The sequence below is a fragment of the Brevibacillus agri genome, from assembly GCF_004117055.1.
Taxonomy (GTDB): Bacteria; Bacillota; Bacilli; order Brevibacillales; family Brevibacillaceae; genus Brevibacillus; species Brevibacillus agri.
Genome location: NZ_CP026363.1, coordinates 5,206,736 through 5,223,991 on the forward strand (window position 1 = coordinate 5,206,736; position 17,256 = coordinate 5,223,991).

The window sequence follows — 17,256 nt, forward strand, 5'->3', positions numbered from 1 at the left end:
CAGCTGGGGTACACAGCCAAACTAGTGCTACGTATTGTCGGCATCCTGGAAGCAACCTACTATTACCGAAAAAACAAAGCCTCCCAAAAACCTCGCGTTTATCACGGAGGAAGACCACGGACAACCTGTCAGTGACGAACAAATCAAAGAATGGCTATCCGAGCTGATTGCCGATGAAGAATCTGCTTATGGATATCGAAAGCTTACTGTCTGCCTACGGCGAGACCACCAACTGGTCATCAACAAGAAAAAGGTTTACCGCTTGCTGATAGAAGAAGAACTCTGATGCTAGACTTTACATTGGACACGGAGAATCGAGAGTGCGACAATAAAAGCGTTCATAATCGAGGTGTCCAACATGACGAAAAAGTACGACAGGGAATTCAAACTTCAAACCGTACGACTCATCCAAGAAGAAGGGAAATCGGTGGCGCAGGTAGCCCGGGAAATGGGGCTTCATGAAAATACCATCTACCGGTGGGTCGCTGAATTCAAGCAAGACGGCAATCAAGCCTTTCCAGGCAGTGGACAACTGAAGCCGGAAGACAAAGCCCTACGCGACCTTCAAAAGCGAATTCGTGATCTGGAAGAGGAGAACGAAATCTTAAAAAAGGCGATGCACTACTTCGCAAAAGACCGGCGCTGATCTACCCTTTCATCCACGATCACCGCTCCAAGCTCCGAGTCGCGAAGATGTGCGATGTGTTTCAAGTTTCTCGAAGCGGTTATTACGATTGGACCCGGCGTAAGAAGAACGATCGGGCGAAGCGTCGAGAAAAGCTGGAGCAACAAATCCGGCGGGTCTTCCTGGATTCGAGACGTTTGTACGGCAGTAAGAAGGTCTTGGAAGCACTGAAAAAGGAAGGGGTTCAGGTTTCCGAGAAAACCGTCGCTCGTACGATGAAAAGGCTCGGGCTGAAATCCCGTACGGTGAAGGAATACAAGGCGACAACGAATTCGAAGCACCATTTGCCTGTGGCCGAAAACGTGCTAAACCAAACGTTTACCGCAAACGCGCCGGGGAAGGTCTGGATGACGGATATCACTTATATCCCGACAGACGAAGGCTGGTTGTATTTAGCCAGTGTGATGGACTTGTATACGCGTAAGATCGTAGGCTTTCACATGGGGGAGCGGATGACAAAAGAACTCGTGATCGCCGCGCTAGATCAAGCCTACAACCGTCAGCGACCAGCTCCGGGGCTTTTACACCACTCTGATCGCGGCAGCCAGTATGCCTCGACTGAGTACCAGAAGCGTCTGGAGAAATACCAGATGATCGGAAGCATGAGCCGCAAAGGAAACTGTTACGATAACGCCTGCATCGAGTCTTTCCACAGCGTACTGAAGAAAGAACTCGTTTATCTGGAAAAATTCAAAACGAGAGAACAAGCGAAAAGAGCGATATTTGAGTATATCACTTGCTTTTATAATGGAAAACGCATCCATTGGGTACTTCACGCCCAATCAATACGAACATATGTACCGATGTGTGGTGTAATTCTCTCGATTTTATGTGTCCAATCTATTGACAGTGGTTCACAACAGATGACGGGCGTTTAACAGCAAGTTCGAAACGAGAATCGGCCAGCCGACGATGCCCTGCGAGCCCACCGCCGCAAACTGCGAGGAGCCGGCATTGACCAGCAGCGAAAACAGCATCGCCTCCGTCACTCCCAGCCCAGCCTGCCTGGCTAGTATGCCAAACACCATCCCGTCCACGATTCCGGCGGCGGCCACGGGAAAAATTTGTTTCATTCCTTTTACAAACAACGCCTGCGACACGCTCGATGCTCTCCCTTCTCTGTTGCCACCGCCTTGTGCAAGCTGTCTCAGCGCTTCCGCAAGTACGGCCCCCACACCTTTTGCAAAAGCCGGATGCCCGCCTCCATCTCTTCCGTCGTCATGCCGCCAAAGCCGAACTGGAAAGCAGGCAGCGCTTTTGGCTGCGGTTCCATCCATTTGTGTGAGGTAGGGTAGACGCGCACACCCGCAGCCTCCGCGATTTGCGCAAGCTGCAAAGCCGTGCAGTCGCTTGCCACCTCGACTGTCATCGACAATCCGGCATCCTGTCCTTTCAGCAAAATGTAAGGCCCGAGCTGCTCCTGCAAAATGTGCAGCATCGCATCGTGCTTTTTGCGGTAGAGCGTGCGCATCTTGCGAATATGGCGCTCCCAGTCGCCGTGTTTCATGAACAGAGCCAATGTCTCCTGATGAATCCGCGACGCAGACTGGTCGAAATCCGCCAGTTGCTCGTGGTAGATGGCAAGCAGCTCCTGTGGCAACACCATGTAGCTGATCCGTATCGACGGCAGCAGCGCCTTGGAAAACGTCCCGAGGTAAATGACCCGCCCGTGCGTGTCCAGCCCTTGAAGCGAAGGAATCGGTCGGCCGTGATAGCGAAACTCTCCGTCGTAGTCGTCCTCGATAATATAGCCGCCTGTCTGGTTCGCCCAGTGCAGCAGCTTCAGCCGCTTGGCGTACGGCATGACGATCCCCGAAGGGTCCTGATGGGACGGGGTAATGTACACATATCTCGCTCCGCTTTTCCCGAGCGCTTCCACGTCGATCCCGTCCTCCTCCAGCCGAATCGGACATACCGCAAAGCCAAGGTGGGCAAAAACGGAACGCACCCCGTTATAGCCGGGCTCCTCCATGGCGACAATCTGTCCGCGCGGGCCGAACAAAAAGCCGAGCAAGCTAATCATGATCTGCGTACCCGCGCCAATGACAATCTGCTCCGGCGTCGCCTGCACCCCGCGGGCACGGCTCAAGTAGCGGGCAAGCTCCTCTCGCAAAAGCGGCTCCCCTTGCCTGTCGCCGTAATACAGCACGCTCCGGTTCTCTTTTTGCATGCACTGGTTGGTGTATTTGCGCCAGCGCTCGTAAGGGAAGTGCTCCGCATCGACCCGGGCATGGTGAAAATCGTAGCGAATGGAAACTGGTTGCCCGTCCTCCGGCTGCTCCGCTGCATGCGGCACACGCCCACCCGCAGCGGCAACGCCAACCGCGCCAGCGGTCGGTACGCTCTTTTTCCCCGCATGTTCGGGTAGCGGGCCATCCCACTCCATATCTACGACATAAAAACCGCTGCGCTCCCGGCTCTCAATGTACCCTTCTGCCAAAAGCTGATGGTAGGCGCACTCCACGGTCGTTTTGCTGACCTGCAAAAATCCGCTCAAGGCCCGCACAGATGGCAGCCTTGTTCCCGAAGGCAGCCGGCCTTCTTGGATTTCTGCGCGAAAATACCGATAGAGCTGCAAATACAACGCTTCTTTGTCCTCAACCAAGTGGGGACTGATGTCCAGCATGTTCTGTTTTCTCCTCTCCCTGCAACTGACCTGCCTCCTTTTTTTCAATCTGTCCATGTTCACGAAGGCCAAGTCAGTCTATGCTTAATCATATCAGAAAATTTGCACATTTCCTCCCGGTTGGAAAACTTGCCTGCATGCGGCTTTGCGGCACAGCGGAAACCGTCTGGTACCCGCCTCGTAGCCTGAAAGTTATTCTCCGGGAAAAGAAAAACCGACGGAGAAAAGTCTCCATCGGCCCCAGCTTACCCTATTGTCCGTAACAGGCTGACTTCTTTGATCGCATGTTTTACGCGAGATAAGCGTCCCGAACCTGTGGATTTGCCAGCAGAGTCTGCGCATCGTCCTTCAAAATGATTTCACCTGTCTGGATCACGTAGCCGCGGTGCGCCACTGAAAGCGCCTGGTTCGCGTTTTGCTCTACCAGCAGGATCGTCATGCCTTCCCTGTTCAGCTCTGTGACGATGTCAAAAATTTGTTCGACGAGAATCGGAGCCAAGCCCATTGACGGCTCATCGAGCATGAGAATTTTCGGCTTCATCATCAGTCCGCGCGCGATCGCCAGCATTTGCTGCTCACCGCCGGACATCGTCCCGCCTTTTTGGTCGATCCGTTCCTTGAGGCGCGGGAAGTAAGCAAAAGCGCGCTCGATGCCTTCCTCGATCACCTGTTTATCCGATACGCCGAACGCTCCCATTTCCAGGTTTTCGCGCACGGTCAGCTTTGGAAAAATCCGGCGGCCTTCCGGCACATGGGCGATTCCCGCACTGGCAATATCGTGGGTGCGCATCTGGGTAATATCCTTGCCGTTGAAGATCACTTTGCCTTCCTTGGCGCGGGTCTGGCCGCAGATCGTTTTCAGGGTGGTCGATTTTCCCGCCCCGTTGGAGCCGATCAAGGTGACGACCTCACCCTCGTTGACGGTAATGCTCAATCCCTTCAATGCGTGGATACCGCCGTAATAGGTATGAACGTTATTCAGCTCTAGCAATGCCATCGTTTTTCCTCCTTCTACGACACTTCCGACGCACTTTTGCCGAGGTAGGCTTCAATTACGTTCGGGTTGTTGCGGATTTGCTCCGGTGTTCCCTCCGCAATTTTCCGGCCGTAATCCAGTACGTGAATGTATTCGCTGAGTCCCATGACCAGCTTCATGTCATGCTCGATCAAGATAATCGTCAGGTCAAGCTCGCGTTTCAGCTTGCGGATAAAGTCGGTCATTTCGACTGTCTCGCGCGGGTTCATCCCCGCCGCCGGCTCGTCGAGCAAAATAATCTGCGGATTCGTCGCCATCGCCCGAGCGATTTCCAGCCGACGCTGCAATCCGTATGGCAGGCTACCCGCCGCTTCGTTGGCGATATGGGCGATGCCTACATACTCCAGAAGCTGATAGGCTTCTACGCGGGCCTTTTCTTCCTCGACCCGTACGCGCTTGGTGTTGAACAAAATGCCGAGCAACCCGGCTGACAAGCGGGTGTGAACGCCGACCATCACGTTTTCCAGCGCCGTCATTTCTTTGAACAGCCGGATATTTTGGAACGTCCGGGTAATCCCGCGGCTTGCGATCTGATCGGGGCGCAACCCTTTGATGCTTTTGCCGTCCAGGAGAATTTCGCCTTCATCCGGCACGTAAAATCCGGTAATCATGTTGAAAAAAGTCGTTTTCCCGGCCCCGTTCGGCCCGATGACTGCCGTAATGCTTCCCTTGTCTATGGAAATCGAAACGTCCTGGTTGGCTACCAGTCCGCCAAAGCGCTTCGTCAAGTTTTTTGCTTCCAACAATGCCATGCCCTTTTCCCTCCTCGTCCGCTATGACTGCTTGCCAGAAGCCAATTGGGACAGCTTGCCGAGAATCCCCAGCTTTTGTTTGCCATACTCGCTCTCTTTGATCGCGTCGAGATCGTTCTTTTTCCGCTTGGCCGGAATCAGTCCGTTTGGACGATACAAGGCGACGAGAATCAGCATGATCCCGAAGATGAGCCGCTGGAACTTGGACGGGTCCAACTGGTTTGGCAGGTTGATGATGCCGGATTGCTGCAGGCTGTGCAGGAAGTTGGAGAACTCTTTCAGGAGCTGCACCTGCAAAATGGTGACAAAAGCGGCTCCAAGCACGACGCCCGGGATGCTTCCGCTTCCGCCGAGAATGACCATGACCAGAATCCCGATTGATTCCATCAGCGTAAACGAAGTCGGATCGATAAAAGTCTGTTTGGCTGCGAAAATAACCCCGACCACCCCTGCGAAGGAAGCGCCTGTCGCAAACGCGGCCAGCTTTGTATTCAACAGCGAGATCCCCATGGACTGCGCCGCAAGCTCATCCTCGCGCACGGCGATCCACGCGCGGCCCAAACGGGAATGCTCAAAGCGGATATTCGCCAGGACGATAAAGGCGATTACGAACAGGACGATAAAGTAGAAGTAAAACGGCGTCCCCATCTTGATGCCGAACAGCTCCGGCGATGGAATCGGGGTAATCCCTTGCGGACCGTTTGTAATGTTGATCGGTTTGTCCAGGTTATTAAAAATAATCCGAATAATCTCACCAAAACCAAGCGTAACGATGGCGAGGTAGTCCCCTTTTACCCGTAGCACCGGCAGACCGAGCAATATCCCGAAAATCGCGGCCACGATCAAGCCGACGATGAGGAACGGCCAAAACCAGTCACCAGAGAGCGGGAACAGGTTGCCCGCGATAAATTCATTCGCCTGCGAGGTCGAGAAAATCGCGTAGGCATACGCACCAGCAGCGAAGAAGGCGACGTAGCCCAAATCGAGCAGCCCCGCGAACCCGACTACGATGTTCAGTCCGAGCGCCATTGCCACGTAGATGCCGACTTGCGAAGCGACCTCCATGTAGTAGCGGTTTTCACCCGCGACCAGCGGAATGATAATCAGCAGGACAGCGGCCCCGACAATCATCTTGATCGTCTTGGACGTATTCGTGTAATAGACGAGCACGATTGAGGAGAGAATGCCGAGAAACGCGATGACTGATTTGTCCATAAAATGCAGAGCAGCCGCGAAGCCGGCGATCCAAACCAACGTAAGCGCGAGCGGGATTCCTTTGAACGTTTTCCAGGCCAGATTTGCCATTGGTCTCACCTACACTTTCTCTTTCACAGCTTCGCCAAACAGCCCTTCCGGCTTGAAGAGAAGCACGAGGATTAGAATGCTGAACGCGAACACATCTTTGTACTCAGCACCGAATGCGCCGTTGGTCAGCGGCCCCATGAAAGCGCCAGACAGCGATTCCAGTAGCCCGAGCAGCACCCCGCCCACCATGGCTCCGCGCAGGTTGCCGATCCCGCCGAGAACGGCTGCGGTAAATGCCTTCAATCCGAGAATGAAGCCGATATAAGGGTCGATCGTCCCGTAATTTTGCGCAAACAGCACGCCTGTCGCTCCGCCGAGACTGGACCCGATCAAAAACGTAAGCATGATTACTTTGTCTACATTTATGGTCATCAGCGAAGCCGTGCTCTGATCCTGCGCTACGGCCCGCATGGCGATTCCCCATTTTGTCTTGTTAATGAACAGCGTCAGCGCAATCATCATCACAATGGCGAGCACAATTACAATCAAGCCCTTGGCTGGAATCGCAGCGAAACTGCCTAAAGAAATCGAACCAGTAAAAAGAGTTGGACTGTTCAGATAAAATTCATTGCGAGCCAGCGCTTCCGTAAAACGAACGAGGTCTTGCAGCAAAAACGATACACCGATGGCAGAAATCAGTGGCACGAGGCGCGGCGCTCCGCGTAGCGGCCGATAGGCGACCCGCTCGATTCCTACTCCGAGCGCACCCGTAATCACCATGGCGATTATCAGTGTCAAGAATAGTGCGACAAAAGGGTTCATGCCTTCCAAAGCCCCCAGGGCGTCAGAGATCAACAATACCTCTGTACCGACAAAGGCCCCGACCATGAAAATTTCTCCATGAGCAAAGTTGATAAATTCCAAAATCCCGTAAACCATTGTGTAGCCCAAGGCCACGACTGCGTACATGAATCCAAGTGTTAATCCGTCAACCAACACCTGAGGCAAAATGTTGAGCATCATGCTTTCCCATCCCTCACTTCTCAATAAACTTGTAGAAATTTTCTGCATCCATTCGCATGACTGGACGTGAGTTTCAGTAGAAAAGGGCGAACACAAGCGTGCCGCCCCGGACTGTATGAGGCATGAAAGAGTGTACGGTGATGTTGGCTGCGATTACTCGGCCTTGCCTACAAAAGTGGACTTGTCCTTGTCATACTTGTAAATGAATACATCTGCGTTTACGTTGTCACCTTTTTCATCAAAGGTAACTTTTGTGAATTGCCCCTGAAAATCTTTCGTTTTGTGAACTGCTTCGAGGACTTGCTCGCGTGTTGGTTTTTTGCCACCATTCGCTTTGATTGCTTCCATGACGCCGTTGAGGATGACGTTCATGGAGTCGAAACCGTAGACGGAGTAGGTTTCAAGAGGTTTGTTCGTCGTTTTCTTGTACTCTTCGGCCCACTTCTTGCCCTCTTCGGTCTGCGTCACGTCACCTGCCACTGACGTAAACACGACACCTTCGACGGCATCGCCGGCTATTTTAATCATATCAGAAGAGTCCAAACCGTCGCCACCCATAAAATATCCCTTGTATCCTTTTTCACGGGCTTGCTTGACCAAAATTCCGCCCTCCGGATAAAGTCCCCCGAAAAAGATGATGTCAGGGTTTTTTGCCGTTACCTGGTTCAGTACGGCACTGTAATCTTTTTCGCCTTGCGTGATGCCTTCGTAGCCGAGGAGCTGCACGCCGTCTTTTTCAAACTGCAGCTTCACCTGGTCGCTCAAGCCCTGGCCGTATGCGGTCTTATCATGAATGATGAAAGCTGTTTTCACGCCGAGCGTGTTTTTCGCATACATGGCCGCTTTCGGTCCCTGGGCGTCGTCGCGAGCACAAATCCGGTGTACGGTTTTCTTGCCTTCCTCGGTCAGCTTCACCGCCGTATTGGCCGGAGACACCATGACCAGCTTGCCTTCCTCGTACTTCACGGACGAAGGAATCGCTACGCCGGAGTTCAGATGGCCCACTACCCCGTACACGTCAGGGTTGGAGATGAGCATTTCCGCGTTCGATACGCCGATCTTCGGGTCCGCCTGGTCATCCTGCGGGAAGAGCTGGATGTCGAAGCCGAGCTTTTTGAATTCTTCCTTGCGCAGATTCAGCGCGTATTCGGCACCCGTCTTGATCGCGTCTCCGAGAGAGGACTGGTTCCCGGAGAGGGGGGTTTGGGTTGCGATTTTGATGACACCACCGTCTGTTGCTTCGCCGCCGCTACCGGAAGTGCTCGTCTGGTTTTGCGCCGGCTGCTGACCACCTCCGCTTGTGTTGGTTCCCCCTGATGAATTGCTGGTTCCTGCGCAACCTGTGAGTGCCACACTCGTCGCCAATACCGCAGATAAAATACTGATGTGAGAGAGTTTTTTCATGCGGAATTGAATCCCCCTTTAATTATTCTTTATTTTTGTCCTCGCCAGACGATCTACCCTACTTACCAGGTTGCGACACTGTGAGCACTCTTTCTGTTAGGACGGAAGATAGATGTGGCTTGGCTATTATTTATTGTAAAATAAATCTGATAATTTACAATAGGTAAAATATTTTTTTCAATCATATACCGAATGCTTACATGCTCGTGATTTCATTCCCTGCTATTGAAATCAAATAATTATATCTTTGCTTTATCGCCATAAAGCGTTAATGTTATCCATTATATTTACGGCTCCCAAAACAAAAACTCCCTCTATTGCAGAGGGAGTGCCGGGACGAGAATTTGCCCTGTTTTTACGTCTGCGATGCCTTCCGCAGTAAGTCTCGCATAAGGCAGGTGAGTGGCGGTGAAAAACAGGAGAGAATAGAGCGGATCGAGGTGCGCGTGGCCTTTTGCCCGCAGCTTGGCCGTCAAATTCTCCGCCATGGCAATCACTTCTTCCATCGGAGCCGGGGAAAATTTTCCGGCAAGCGGCAGCGGACATTCGCAGGCAATCTGCCCCTCGTCGATCAGCACGACTCCGCCGCCGATGTCTCTGATTCGCGCAAGCGCTGCCGCCATCGCCTGCGGGTCGCGCCCGATGACAAGCCAGTCGCCGGACGCTGTATAGGAGCTGGCCAAGCCCTCGATATGCTCGCCGTAGCCGCGCAGTACTGCAACCGTGCGGCTTTTCCCTGCCGGATCGACGCTGACAATCAGGGCGAGCTGCGGGTCGTGCGCCAGCGAGACGAAGCCGTGCTCGTCTACCGGAAGCTGCTCCAGCGTCATGCGGGTAATAACGGCATTCAGCATGTTCAGCACCGGCACCTTGCCGTCTTCGTCAGGGCGCAGCGTGAACCATTCTGCCTGCGTTTTGTCCTGCAGCGAATCGACGGTTGGGAACGAGTAGTCCGCCCAGCGCGGCTCGATTGTGGGAATGAGCAATCTGCCTTCCTCCGCCGCCTTTTGTCCGTTGGCAAAGACGACAAGCGGCGCAGGGTCGTCCTTGGCTCGCAGAAGCAGCATATCTGCCACTCTTCCCGGCGCGATTCCGCCGAGTTCGGCGTCTAGCCCGTAGTAGACGGCCGGATTCAGCGTCGCCATCACATACGCCTCTTCCGGCGGCATGCCCGCTTCTATCGCGACGCGAATCGTCCCGTCGAGGAAGCCGTTGCGGTGCATCGGCGGGGTGCTGCCATCTGATGTCAGCATCATCCGGGGCGACCACGGCAACCCGAGCGCGAGCCATCCTTTGACTAGCTCCGGCAAATCCGGGCGAATCGAGGAATGGCGCAAGGTGGCGTACATGCCAAGCCGGAGCCGCTGAAGCAAATCCTCCGCCGTAATTCCTTCGTGACAGGCGGTAATTCCGGCCGCCGCTGCAATGTTCAGCGTTTCGTAGGAAGCGCCGGGATGATGCCCCTCCATTCTTTTGCCCAGATCGCGCGTGTGCTTCAAGCCGAACAGCAGCGTCTCGTCCTCCTGCAGCACGCCGGACCAGTTCGTCAGCTCTCCGCCCTGGACGACGAGAGGATGCTCGAGCATGCGAGCAAGCCCTTCCTTCGTGAATTGCGGGTGCTCTTTACCTGTTTGCGGATCGAGTCTCGCCCAGAAAAACTGTTTGACCGGATGGCCGGACAAAGACTCCATCAGCGCTGCCACCTGCTCGGGCGGCAAATTCATCAGCATCAACGTGTCGGACACGAGCGTGGTCGTCCCCCGCTCCAATGCAAAGTCCGCCAGCGTGTACGGGTTGTACCATTGGAAAGGATGGGCGTGCGGCTCGATGTAGCCGGGCACGACGTACTTTCCGTCCGCTTCGACGATCACCGTATGCTCGTCTGTCAGCGGCTCTTTTTCCCCCACGTAGGCAATCCGCTCCCCGGCTACGACTACATGATGCTCCTGCCATTCTTTTGTAAATACGTTCAGGACGCTGGCTCCCTTGATCCACAAGCTGGCCGGCGCCTGTCTTTTGCTCACGCGGAGCAGATTCCGGTACGCTTCCTCTGATAAAGCTCGAACTCGCATGCTTTTCTCTCCCCTCGCTGTCCATCGTCGTCTGCATCGACTGAATGATCGTTCATATTGACATTGCTTTACTGCTTCGCCGCCCGCGAAGACTTCCCCTGCTTGCCGGAACACTTCGACCTGCAATTTCCACGGGTTGTCCTTTTGCCTTTATCACAGACTAATGCGTAGAAGACGCGACTGGAGGCGAGCACAGATGCAAAGAAACGTTGGAACTACAGATGCAATCATCCGCATGACGGGCGGCCTCTTGGGCCTGGCTTACGGCATAGGCAAAATGAGCCGTCGCCCGCACAATGCCCCCTGGCTGTTAATGGCTTTTTCCGCCATGAAGGTAGCGGAAGGCGCCACCCGTTTTTGCCCGATGTACAAAGCGCTGGGCATTAACACGATCAAGGCAAACGGCATGTCGGGCATGATGGATCAAATGAAGCAAAAAGGGATTCAAACCGTCATGAATCAGGTGACGGGTGCGTTTAGCGGCAGCGGCACTTCCGCAAAAGGCAAGGAGCACAATAAGCAGGAGTCAAGCACTACTGCTACAGCCGCCGCAGACGCGCAAAACACAAAACCGCAGGCTGCTGCTGCAAACACGCATGCCGCGACGCAGCAAAACGAATCCAAAAAAGGCAAGCTGTCTGCCGAAGACCAGTTGCTCGAACAAGCTGCCCGCGAGTTTATTTCCTACCGCTCGCAGGAAAAGGACGACAGCAGCACACGCTACCCCACTTACTCGTAGAAAAGAGGCGACGCGCTCATGATCGTCGGAACTCCCCTCTATGAATGGCTGTCCCACAATCTGTTCGTCGCTGCCATGATCGTCGGTGTCATTGGCGTAGTCGGCTATTACGCCTTTTACGCCTCCAAGCGAAAAGGGCGCTATCGGCAATAAGCTGACAGCTCCCAAGGATACAAACCGCCTCGTTTCGTCGCAGGCGGTTTTTCCATTTACAAAATTAATTGCTATGCATATAATTGTCAAAACAACTAATTTCGCGAGCAAAGGAAGGTTCTTCTCATGATCGACCATTGGCAACATGAACCGATCGGCTTTCTGATCGGCAATACGTACAGGCGCATGATTCATTATGTGTCCTTGTTTTTGCGCGAATTCGACCTGACGACGGAGCAGTTTGCCGTCTTGTACCGCCTCCGGGAAGAGGACGGAATCAACCAGAAAGAGCTGGCTCTGCGCTCCGCCAAAGACCAGCCGACCATGACGCGCATTCTCGACAACCTGGCGAAAAAAGGCTGGATTGAAAAAAAGCTGAGCGAACACGATCGCCGCGCCTATCTCATCACGCTCACGCCGAATGGCAGGGAGTGGATTGAAAAGGCCATTCCCGCCGAGGCCAAGGCGATAGCGGACATCTTCGCCGGGATTTCGCCGGAGAAGCTCGCTTTTTTGCGGGAAATACTGCTGGAGATCAATGAGAATGTAAACCGCCATACACAAGAATAGGAGTGAACACGTTGGGAGAGAGTAGAGAGAAACTGTGGACGAAGGATTTCGTCCTGCTTACTGTATGCAACATGCTGTTGTTCCTCACCATCCAGATGCAGACGCCGACGTTTCCGGCCTACGTGAAGCAGGCGTATCAGGCAAACGATTTCGTCGTCAGCCTGGTCATCAGCCTGTTTTCGTTGGCAGCCGTAGTGGCACGCGCATTGACCGGGGAAGCGTTGCGAACGAAAAACAGCAAAGTCATCGCGATGCTGGCGCTGTGCACTGTCGGGATATTCAGCGCAGGCTACTACTGGGCCGGGCATATCGCCCTGTTTTTGTTTTTGCGCGTTCTCGTCGGCATCGGCTTTGGCATGGGCAGCACAGCGTTTCCGACGGTCGTGTCCAACGTCATTCCCGTCCGGCGCATCGGGGAAGGGATGGGCTACTTCGGCCTGTCCACCAGTCTGGCGATGGCGCTCGGCCCGCTGATTGGCCTTGGTATCCTGCAATCGTTCGGAATCGGCCCGATGCTTTTGACGCTCGTGCTGCTTGTGGCTGCGATTTTCCCGTTGGCGCACATGATCCGCTCCTACAGCCTGCGCATGGCGCCAGCGCCCAAAGCAGCGCCCGTCAAAGGGTTTGCCCGCTTTTTTGACAAAAAGTTGCTGCTGCCCGTCAGCCTGAATTTTTGCCTGTCCATTACGTACGGCGGAATCTTGAGCTTTCTGGCCTTGTACGGAAAAGAAACCCACATCGCCAACGTGGGCTGGTTTTTCCTCGCCAACGCACTCGCCATGATTTTGATTCGGCCTTTTTCCGGCAAGCTGTACGATCGCAAGGGCCATATCGCCGTCCTGCCGCCAGGCGCGATCTTCGTGGGCGTCAGCCTGCTGCTCCTGTCGGTGACGACCAGCGAATCGCTGCTGCTGATCTCGGCCTTTTTCTACGGACTCGGCTACGGCATGATCCAGCCGTCGATTCAAGCCTGGATGGTCAAAGTCGTCGCGCCAGAGCAGCGCGGCATGGCAAACGGCCTGTTCTTCAATTCCATCGACCTCGGCATCGCCGCAGGCTCCATGCTGCTCGGCGTGCTTGCGACTCATTCCAGCTACTCGGTCATGTACCGCTGGTCAGCCGCCTGCATGCTGTTGTTCCTCGGCGTTTACGTCTTGTCGCAGCTTGTGGCAGCCAAAGGGAAAAAGGCACGGCTGGCAGGCGAACATATCGGTCTATAAGGAAAAGGCAGTCCTCGTTCGAGCCTCATCGGCGAACGGGACTGCCTCTTTGCTTTTTTTCGGTGGTTGTTACTTTTGCTGCTGGTGCTTCATCGCTTTTGCCGCAATGTCCGTGCGGTATTGCGCTCCTTCGAACGAAATCGCCTGCACAGACGCGTACGCCGCTTCACGCGCTTGTTCGAGGTCGGCTCCGGTTCCGACTACGCCGAGCACGCGGCCGCCGCTGGTCACAATGCCTTCGTCTGTTTGCTTGGTGCCGGCATGGAATACGGTAACGCCTTCTGTCGTTTGCGCCAGGCCGTCGATCCGCTTGCCCTTCGGATAATCGCCCGGATAGCCGGGAGCTGCCATGACGACGCAGACGGCGCTTCCTTCTTTCCAGGTCACGTCCAGGCTGTCCAGCTCTCCGTTAACGGTCGCCACGAAAATGTCGAGCAAATCCGTCTCCAGCAGCGGCAAAATCACTTGCGTCTCCGGATCGCCAAAACGGGCGTTGAACTCGACCACTTTTGGTCCTTGCTCGGTAATCATCAGTCCAGTGTAGAGAATGCCTTTGAACGGAATACCGTCCTTCGCCATCCCGGACGCCATCGGCTGAACGATCGTTTTCACAATCGTATCGACCAGTTCGGCCGACATGTGCGGAACCGGGGCGTACGTCCCCATGCCGCCTGTATTCGGGCCGCGGTCGTCGTTGAAAATGCGCTTGTGATCCTGGGAGGTAATCATCGGCTTCACGGTTTCGCCGTCGACAAAGGAGAGCAGGGACAGCTCTTCGCCAAACATGCACTCCTCGATGACCACGCGCGTACCCGCTGCGCCAAAAACGCTCTCCTGCATGATCTGGCGGAGCGCTTCTTCCGCTTCCTCTACGGTCTCGGCCACGACAACGCCTTTGCCTGCGGCGAGGCCGTCAGCCTTGACGACGATGGGCGCCCCTTGCTGGCGCACATACGCGCTCGCCGATTCGTAGTCGATGAACGACTCGTAGGCAGAGGTCGGGATGTTGTAGCGTTTCATCAAGCTTTTCGCGAACGACTTGCTGCCTTCGATCATCGCCGCTTTGCCATTCGGCCCAAAGATCGGCAGGTTGCGCTCCTGGAAAAAGTCCACGATGCCGCCGAGCAGTGGATCTTCTGGTCCTACGACAGTCAAATCAATGCCTTCGTCTTTGACGAACTGGGCTAGCGCCGCAAAGTCATTGACGCCAATCGGTACGTTCTGGGCAATCTCGGCTGTGCCGCCGTTTCCCGGAGCGCAGTACACCTTTTCTACCTTCGGGCTTTGCAAAAGCTTCCAGGCAATGGCGTGTTCGCGGCCGCCGCCGCCAATTACCAATACTTTCATGGGGATATCCTCCTGTTATTGAAGGGATCTGTATGAATCAGTGCTTGAAGTGGCGCGTGCCAGTAAACACCATGGCGATGCCCGCACGGTTGCAGGCGTCGATGGATTCCTGATCGCGAATCGAGCCGCCCGGCTGAATGATCGCGGTAATTCCGGCCGCAGCCGCCGCCTCTACGGTATCTCCCATCGGGAAGAAGGCATCGGAAGCGAGCACAGCGCCTTTTGCCAGCTCTCCCGCCTGCTCGATGGCGATTTTCGCTGCGCCGACACGGTTCATTTGACCAGCGCCTACCCCGATCGTCATGTTGTCTTTTGCCAGCAAAATCGCGTTAGACTTCACGTGCTTGACAACTTTCCAGGCGAATTGCAGTTGGGCCATTTCTTCGGCTGTAGGCTTGCGGTCTGTCACGACCTGGATTTCGCTTTCTGCCAATTGCTTGTAATCGTAATCCTGAATCAGCGCGCCGCCCGCGACCGGAGCGATGCGGAACAGATTGTCCGCTTTTTTCGCTGGCTCATTCAGGGCAGGGATGCGCAAGAGACGCAGGTTCTTTTTCTCGGTCAGCACAGCCAATGCGTCTTCGGTAAAATCAGGAGCAATGATGATCTCCAGGAAAATTTCTTTCATCGCGAGCGCCGTGTCTTTGTCAATCGGGCGATTCGCCGCGACGATGCCGCCGAAAATGGATACGGGGTCCGCTTCGTACGCTTTTTGGTACGCCTGGCGAATGTCTGCGCCGATCCCCACGCCACAAGGGTTGGAGTGTTTGATCGCGACAACAGCCGGCTCGGTAAATTCACGCACAATCGCCAGAGCCGCGTCTGCGTCGTTGATGTTGTTGTAGGAAAGCTCTTTGCCGTGCAGTTGCTCCGCATAGCCGATGCTCAACTGGCTGGACAGCGGTTCGCGGTAAAAAGCGGCGCGCTGGTGCGGATTTTCGCCGTAGCGCAGGTCTTGCGCTTTTTCGTAGGTCACCGTGTAGCTCTCTGGCAACAGCTCGCCTACCTGCTCGCTCAAATAGCGCGAGATCAGGGCATCGTAGGCCGCTGTGTGACGGAATACTTTCGCTGCCAGACGACGGCGCGTTTCCAGCGTAGTATCGCCGTTTGCCTCGATTTCTTCGGCTACCTTGTCATAGTCGGCAGCGTCCACGACAACGCTCACGAACGCATGGTTTTTCGCCGCGGAGCGCAGCATCGTCGGCCCACCAATATCAATATTCTCAATCGCATCTTCGTATGTCACGTCCGGCTTGGCAATCGTTTCCTTGAATGGATACAGATTGACCACGACCAGATCGATTGTTTCGATGTTCAGGTCCTTCAACTGCTTTTGATGCGCTTCGTTGTCACGCACAGCCAAGAGGCCGCTGTGGATATTCGGATGCAGCGTTTTGACACGTCCGTCCAAAATTTCGGGAAATCCGGTCACCTCGGAAATGCCAATGACGGGAACCCCCTCTGCTTTCAAGAGAGCAGCCGTACCTCCGGTGGAAATGATCTCTACTCCGGCATCTGCCAAACGACGGGCAAACGGAATCAATCCTGTCTTGTCAGAAACGCTAATCAACGCCTTTTTCACACTCACGGATAGAACCTCCTGACTTTTAATAAGAAAACATGACGGAAAGCTTTTCGCGCCACACTAAAACACGAACATTCCTTTCATATTAAAACATAATTGTACGTTTTTATCAAGAGTTTCCTCAGCGAAAACAAACGCAGCCGCCCATGCCTGTTCGGCACTCGCGACTGCCCTGTTTCGCTCCCGACGCGGGAAGCTTACCGCTTTTTTTTGCTTCCTCCAGACAGCTTTTTCACACGCTCCGCCAGAGAAAGGTGCTTGCTTTTTCCAGCAGCCTTGGATGGCTTTTTCGGCTTGCTGCTTTTTGCCTTGACCTCTTTCGGAACCTTCGACACCAATTCTTCCATGGAGAGCGACTTTCCACTTTTCATCCGTTCCTTGACACGCTCTTTTGTCTCCTCCGGCACGTCAAGGCCCATCTCGGACAGCTCATTCATCAACTCGTCGACGTTGCCCCCGCCTTTGGGGAATTTTTGCGCGAGCTTCATAATATCGTTCAGCGTCCATTCCCGCCCTGTTCTCTTGCTTAGCTTGCCCAGCAAATCCGCAACGAAATCTCCGCTCAAATCGGCCCCTCCTCTTTTCCTGCTTCCTTTTACAGTATGTCGGGAGGGCAGATTTGGTTTGCTTTCATTCCTGTCAATCGTTGGCAGGGAAAAGCAGTCCATTTATTGACAATGATTCTCACTTTCATTAACATAAATGGTACGATTACATGCATCTGCCCGAAGGCTTACATGAAGTCAACTCGCCATCAGCTTTTTTCTCCACCAGTTGACGCTTTCTTAGGCTCCTCATC

At 54.4% G+C, this 17,256-nt stretch carries 17 protein-coding genes; 6 read left to right on the forward strand and 11 right to left on the reverse strand.

All coding sequences use genetic code 11. The annotated features are described in order from the left end of the window. Positions 1-34: 34 nt before the first annotated feature. Together BA6348_RS28165 and BA6348_RS25520 are read left to right on the forward strand one after the other, a co-directional pair. Complete coding sequence (locus tag BA6348_RS28165; RefSeq protein WP_122953207.1) at positions 35-286, forward strand: helix-turn-helix domain-containing protein; 252 nt, start codon at positions 35-37, stop codon at positions 284-286. A gap of 72 nt (positions 287-358) precedes the next feature. Further along, positions 359-1,563 (forward strand): IS3 family transposase gene (locus tag BA6348_RS25520; protein WP_423734671.1). Its coding sequence is split into 2 segments (ribosomal slippage): positions 359-614 and positions 614-1,563, totalling 1,206 coding nucleotides; the frame shifts between segments, so codons are not numbered across the junction. Here the strand turns inward: BA6348_RS25520 and BA6348_RS25525 are convergent. The 8 genes from BA6348_RS25525 to BA6348_RS25560 form a co-directional block, all read right to left on the reverse strand. Next, the gene (locus BA6348_RS25525; protein ID WP_026558318.1) at positions 1,540-1,785 is read right to left on the reverse strand and encodes an AzlC family ABC transporter permease; all 246 of its coding nucleotides are present in this window, start codon (positions 1,783-1,785) and stop codon (positions 1,540-1,542) included. The two genes, BA6348_RS25520 and BA6348_RS25525, sit on opposite strands and share 24 nt — an antisense overlap. 47 nt (positions 1,786-1,832) lie before the next feature. Beyond that, entirely contained in the window at positions 1,833-3,311 is a 1,479-nt protein-coding gene (gene pdxR / locus BA6348_RS25530; RefSeq protein WP_005826797.1) for a MocR-like pyridoxine biosynthesis transcription factor PdxR, read from the reverse strand. 289 nt (positions 3,312-3,600) lie between these two features. Further along, positions 3,601-4,308, reverse strand: coding sequence for an ABC transporter ATP-binding protein (locus tag BA6348_RS25535; protein WP_007787160.1), 708 nt, complete (start codon positions 4,306-4,308; stop codon positions 3,601-3,603). 14 nt (positions 4,309-4,322) lie between these two features. Further along, entirely contained in the window at positions 4,323-5,099 is a 777-nt protein-coding gene (locus BA6348_RS25540) for an ABC transporter ATP-binding protein (protein ID WP_122953206.1), read from the reverse strand. Positions 5,100-5,120: 21 nt separating this feature from the next. After that, positions 5,121-6,404, reverse strand: a complete 1,284-nt coding sequence (locus BA6348_RS25545; protein ID WP_007787158.1) for a branched-chain amino acid ABC transporter permease — start codon at positions 6,402-6,404, stop codon at positions 5,121-5,123. Positions 6,405-6,413: 9 nt separating this feature from the next. Beyond that, the gene (locus BA6348_RS25550) at positions 6,414-7,364 is read right to left on the reverse strand and encodes a branched-chain amino acid ABC transporter permease (RefSeq protein ID WP_025844394.1); all 951 of its coding nucleotides are present in this window, start codon (positions 7,362-7,364) and stop codon (positions 6,414-6,416) included. 156 nt (positions 7,365-7,520) lie between these two features. Continuing rightward, positions 7,521-8,771, reverse strand: a complete 1,251-nt coding sequence (locus tag BA6348_RS25555) for a branched-chain amino acid ABC transporter substrate-binding protein (RefSeq protein ID WP_122953205.1) — start codon at positions 8,769-8,771, stop codon at positions 7,521-7,523. A gap of 314 nt (positions 8,772-9,085) precedes the next feature. Then, positions 9,086-10,843, reverse strand: a complete 1,758-nt coding sequence (locus tag BA6348_RS25560) for an adenine deaminase C-terminal domain-containing protein (RefSeq protein WP_005826782.1) — start codon at positions 10,841-10,843, stop codon at positions 9,086-9,088. A gap of 196 nt (positions 10,844-11,039) precedes the next feature. On the opposite strand from BA6348_RS25560, the gene BA6348_RS25565 reads away from it, so the two are divergent. The 4 genes from BA6348_RS25565 to BA6348_RS25575 all read left to right on the forward strand — a co-directional run bounded on the left by BA6348_RS25565 (position 11,040) and on the right by BA6348_RS25575 (position 13,525). Beyond that, complete coding sequence (locus BA6348_RS25565; RefSeq protein WP_122953204.1) at positions 11,040-11,582, forward strand: YgaP family membrane protein; 543 nt, start codon at positions 11,040-11,042, stop codon at positions 11,580-11,582. Between the two features lie 18 nt (positions 11,583-11,600). After that, positions 11,601-11,735, forward strand: a complete 135-nt coding sequence (locus BA6348_RS27760) for an EYxxD motif small membrane protein (protein ID WP_005826778.1) — start codon at positions 11,601-11,603, stop codon at positions 11,733-11,735. Positions 11,736-11,861: 126 nt separating this feature from the next. Beyond that, a complete protein-coding gene (locus BA6348_RS25570) occupies positions 11,862-12,305 on the forward strand; it encodes a MarR family winged helix-turn-helix transcriptional regulator (RefSeq protein WP_005826776.1) in 444 nt (147 codons plus the stop codon). Positions 12,306-12,316: 11 nt separating this feature from the next. Beyond that, a complete protein-coding gene (locus tag BA6348_RS25575; RefSeq protein WP_007787151.1) occupies positions 12,317-13,525 on the forward strand; it encodes an MFS transporter in 1,209 nt (402 codons plus the stop codon). A 69-nt stretch (positions 13,526-13,594) separates the two neighbouring features. On the opposite strand, the gene purD is transcribed toward BA6348_RS25575, so the two are convergent. From purD to BA6348_RS25590, 3 genes are all read right to left on the reverse strand, one after another. Beyond that, positions 13,595-14,872, reverse strand: a complete 1,278-nt coding sequence (gene purD, locus BA6348_RS25580) for a phosphoribosylamine--glycine ligase (RefSeq protein ID WP_005826773.1) — start codon at positions 14,870-14,872, stop codon at positions 13,595-13,597. A 37-nt stretch (positions 14,873-14,909) separates the two neighbouring features. Continuing rightward, a complete protein-coding gene (gene purH / locus BA6348_RS25585) occupies positions 14,910-16,460 on the reverse strand; it encodes a bifunctional phosphoribosylaminoimidazolecarboxamide formyltransferase/IMP cyclohydrolase (protein ID WP_005826771.1) in 1,551 nt (516 codons plus the stop codon). Between the two features lie 194 nt (positions 16,461-16,654). Then, on the reverse strand, positions 16,655-17,023 hold the full coding sequence (locus BA6348_RS25590; protein WP_005826769.1) for a hypothetical protein: 369 nt from the start codon (positions 17,021-17,023) through the stop codon (positions 16,655-16,657). Between the last annotated feature and the right edge of the window lie 233 nt (positions 17,024-17,256).

Bases quoted from the DNA above. Each gene is read 5' to 3' on its own strand.
- BA6348_RS25540 (WP_122953206.1), bottom strand. From the start codon at position 5,099: ATGGCATTGTTGGAAGCAAAAAACTTGACGAAGCGCTTTGGCGGACTG.
- BA6348_RS25545 (WP_007787158.1), bottom strand. From the start codon at position 6,404: ATGGCAAATCTGGCCTGGAAAACGTTCAAAGGAATCCCGCTCGCGCTT.
- BA6348_RS25570 (WP_005826776.1), top strand. From the start codon at position 11,862: ATGATCGACCATTGGCAACATGAACCGATCGGCTTTCTGATCGGCAAT.
- BA6348_RS25565 (WP_122953204.1), top strand. From the start codon at position 11,040: ATGCAAAGAAACGTTGGAACTACAGATGCAATCATCCGCATGACGGGC.
- purD (WP_005826773.1), bottom strand. From the start codon at position 14,872: ATGAAAGTATTGGTAATTGGCGGCGGCGGCCGCGAACACGCCATTGCC.
- BA6348_RS25560 (WP_005826782.1), bottom strand. From the start codon at position 10,843: ATGCGAGTTCGAGCTTTATCAGAGGAAGCGTACCGGAATCTGCTCCGC.
- BA6348_RS25555 (WP_122953205.1), bottom strand. From the start codon at position 8,771: ATGAAAAAACTCTCTCACATCAGTATTTTATCTGCGGTATTGGCGACG.
- BA6348_RS25535 (WP_007787160.1), bottom strand. From the start codon at position 4,308: ATGGCATTGCTAGAGCTGAATAACGTTCATACCTATTACGGCGGTATC.
- pdxR (WP_005826797.1), bottom strand. From the start codon at position 3,311: ATGCTGGACATCAGTCCCCACTTGGTTGAGGACAAAGAAGCGTTGTAT.
- BA6348_RS25550 (WP_025844394.1), bottom strand. From the start codon at position 7,364: ATGCTCAACATTTTGCCTCAGGTGTTGGTTGACGGATTAACACTTGGA.
- BA6348_RS27760 (WP_005826778.1), top strand. From the start codon at position 11,601: ATGATCGTCGGAACTCCCCTCTATGAATGGCTGTCCCACAATCTGTTC.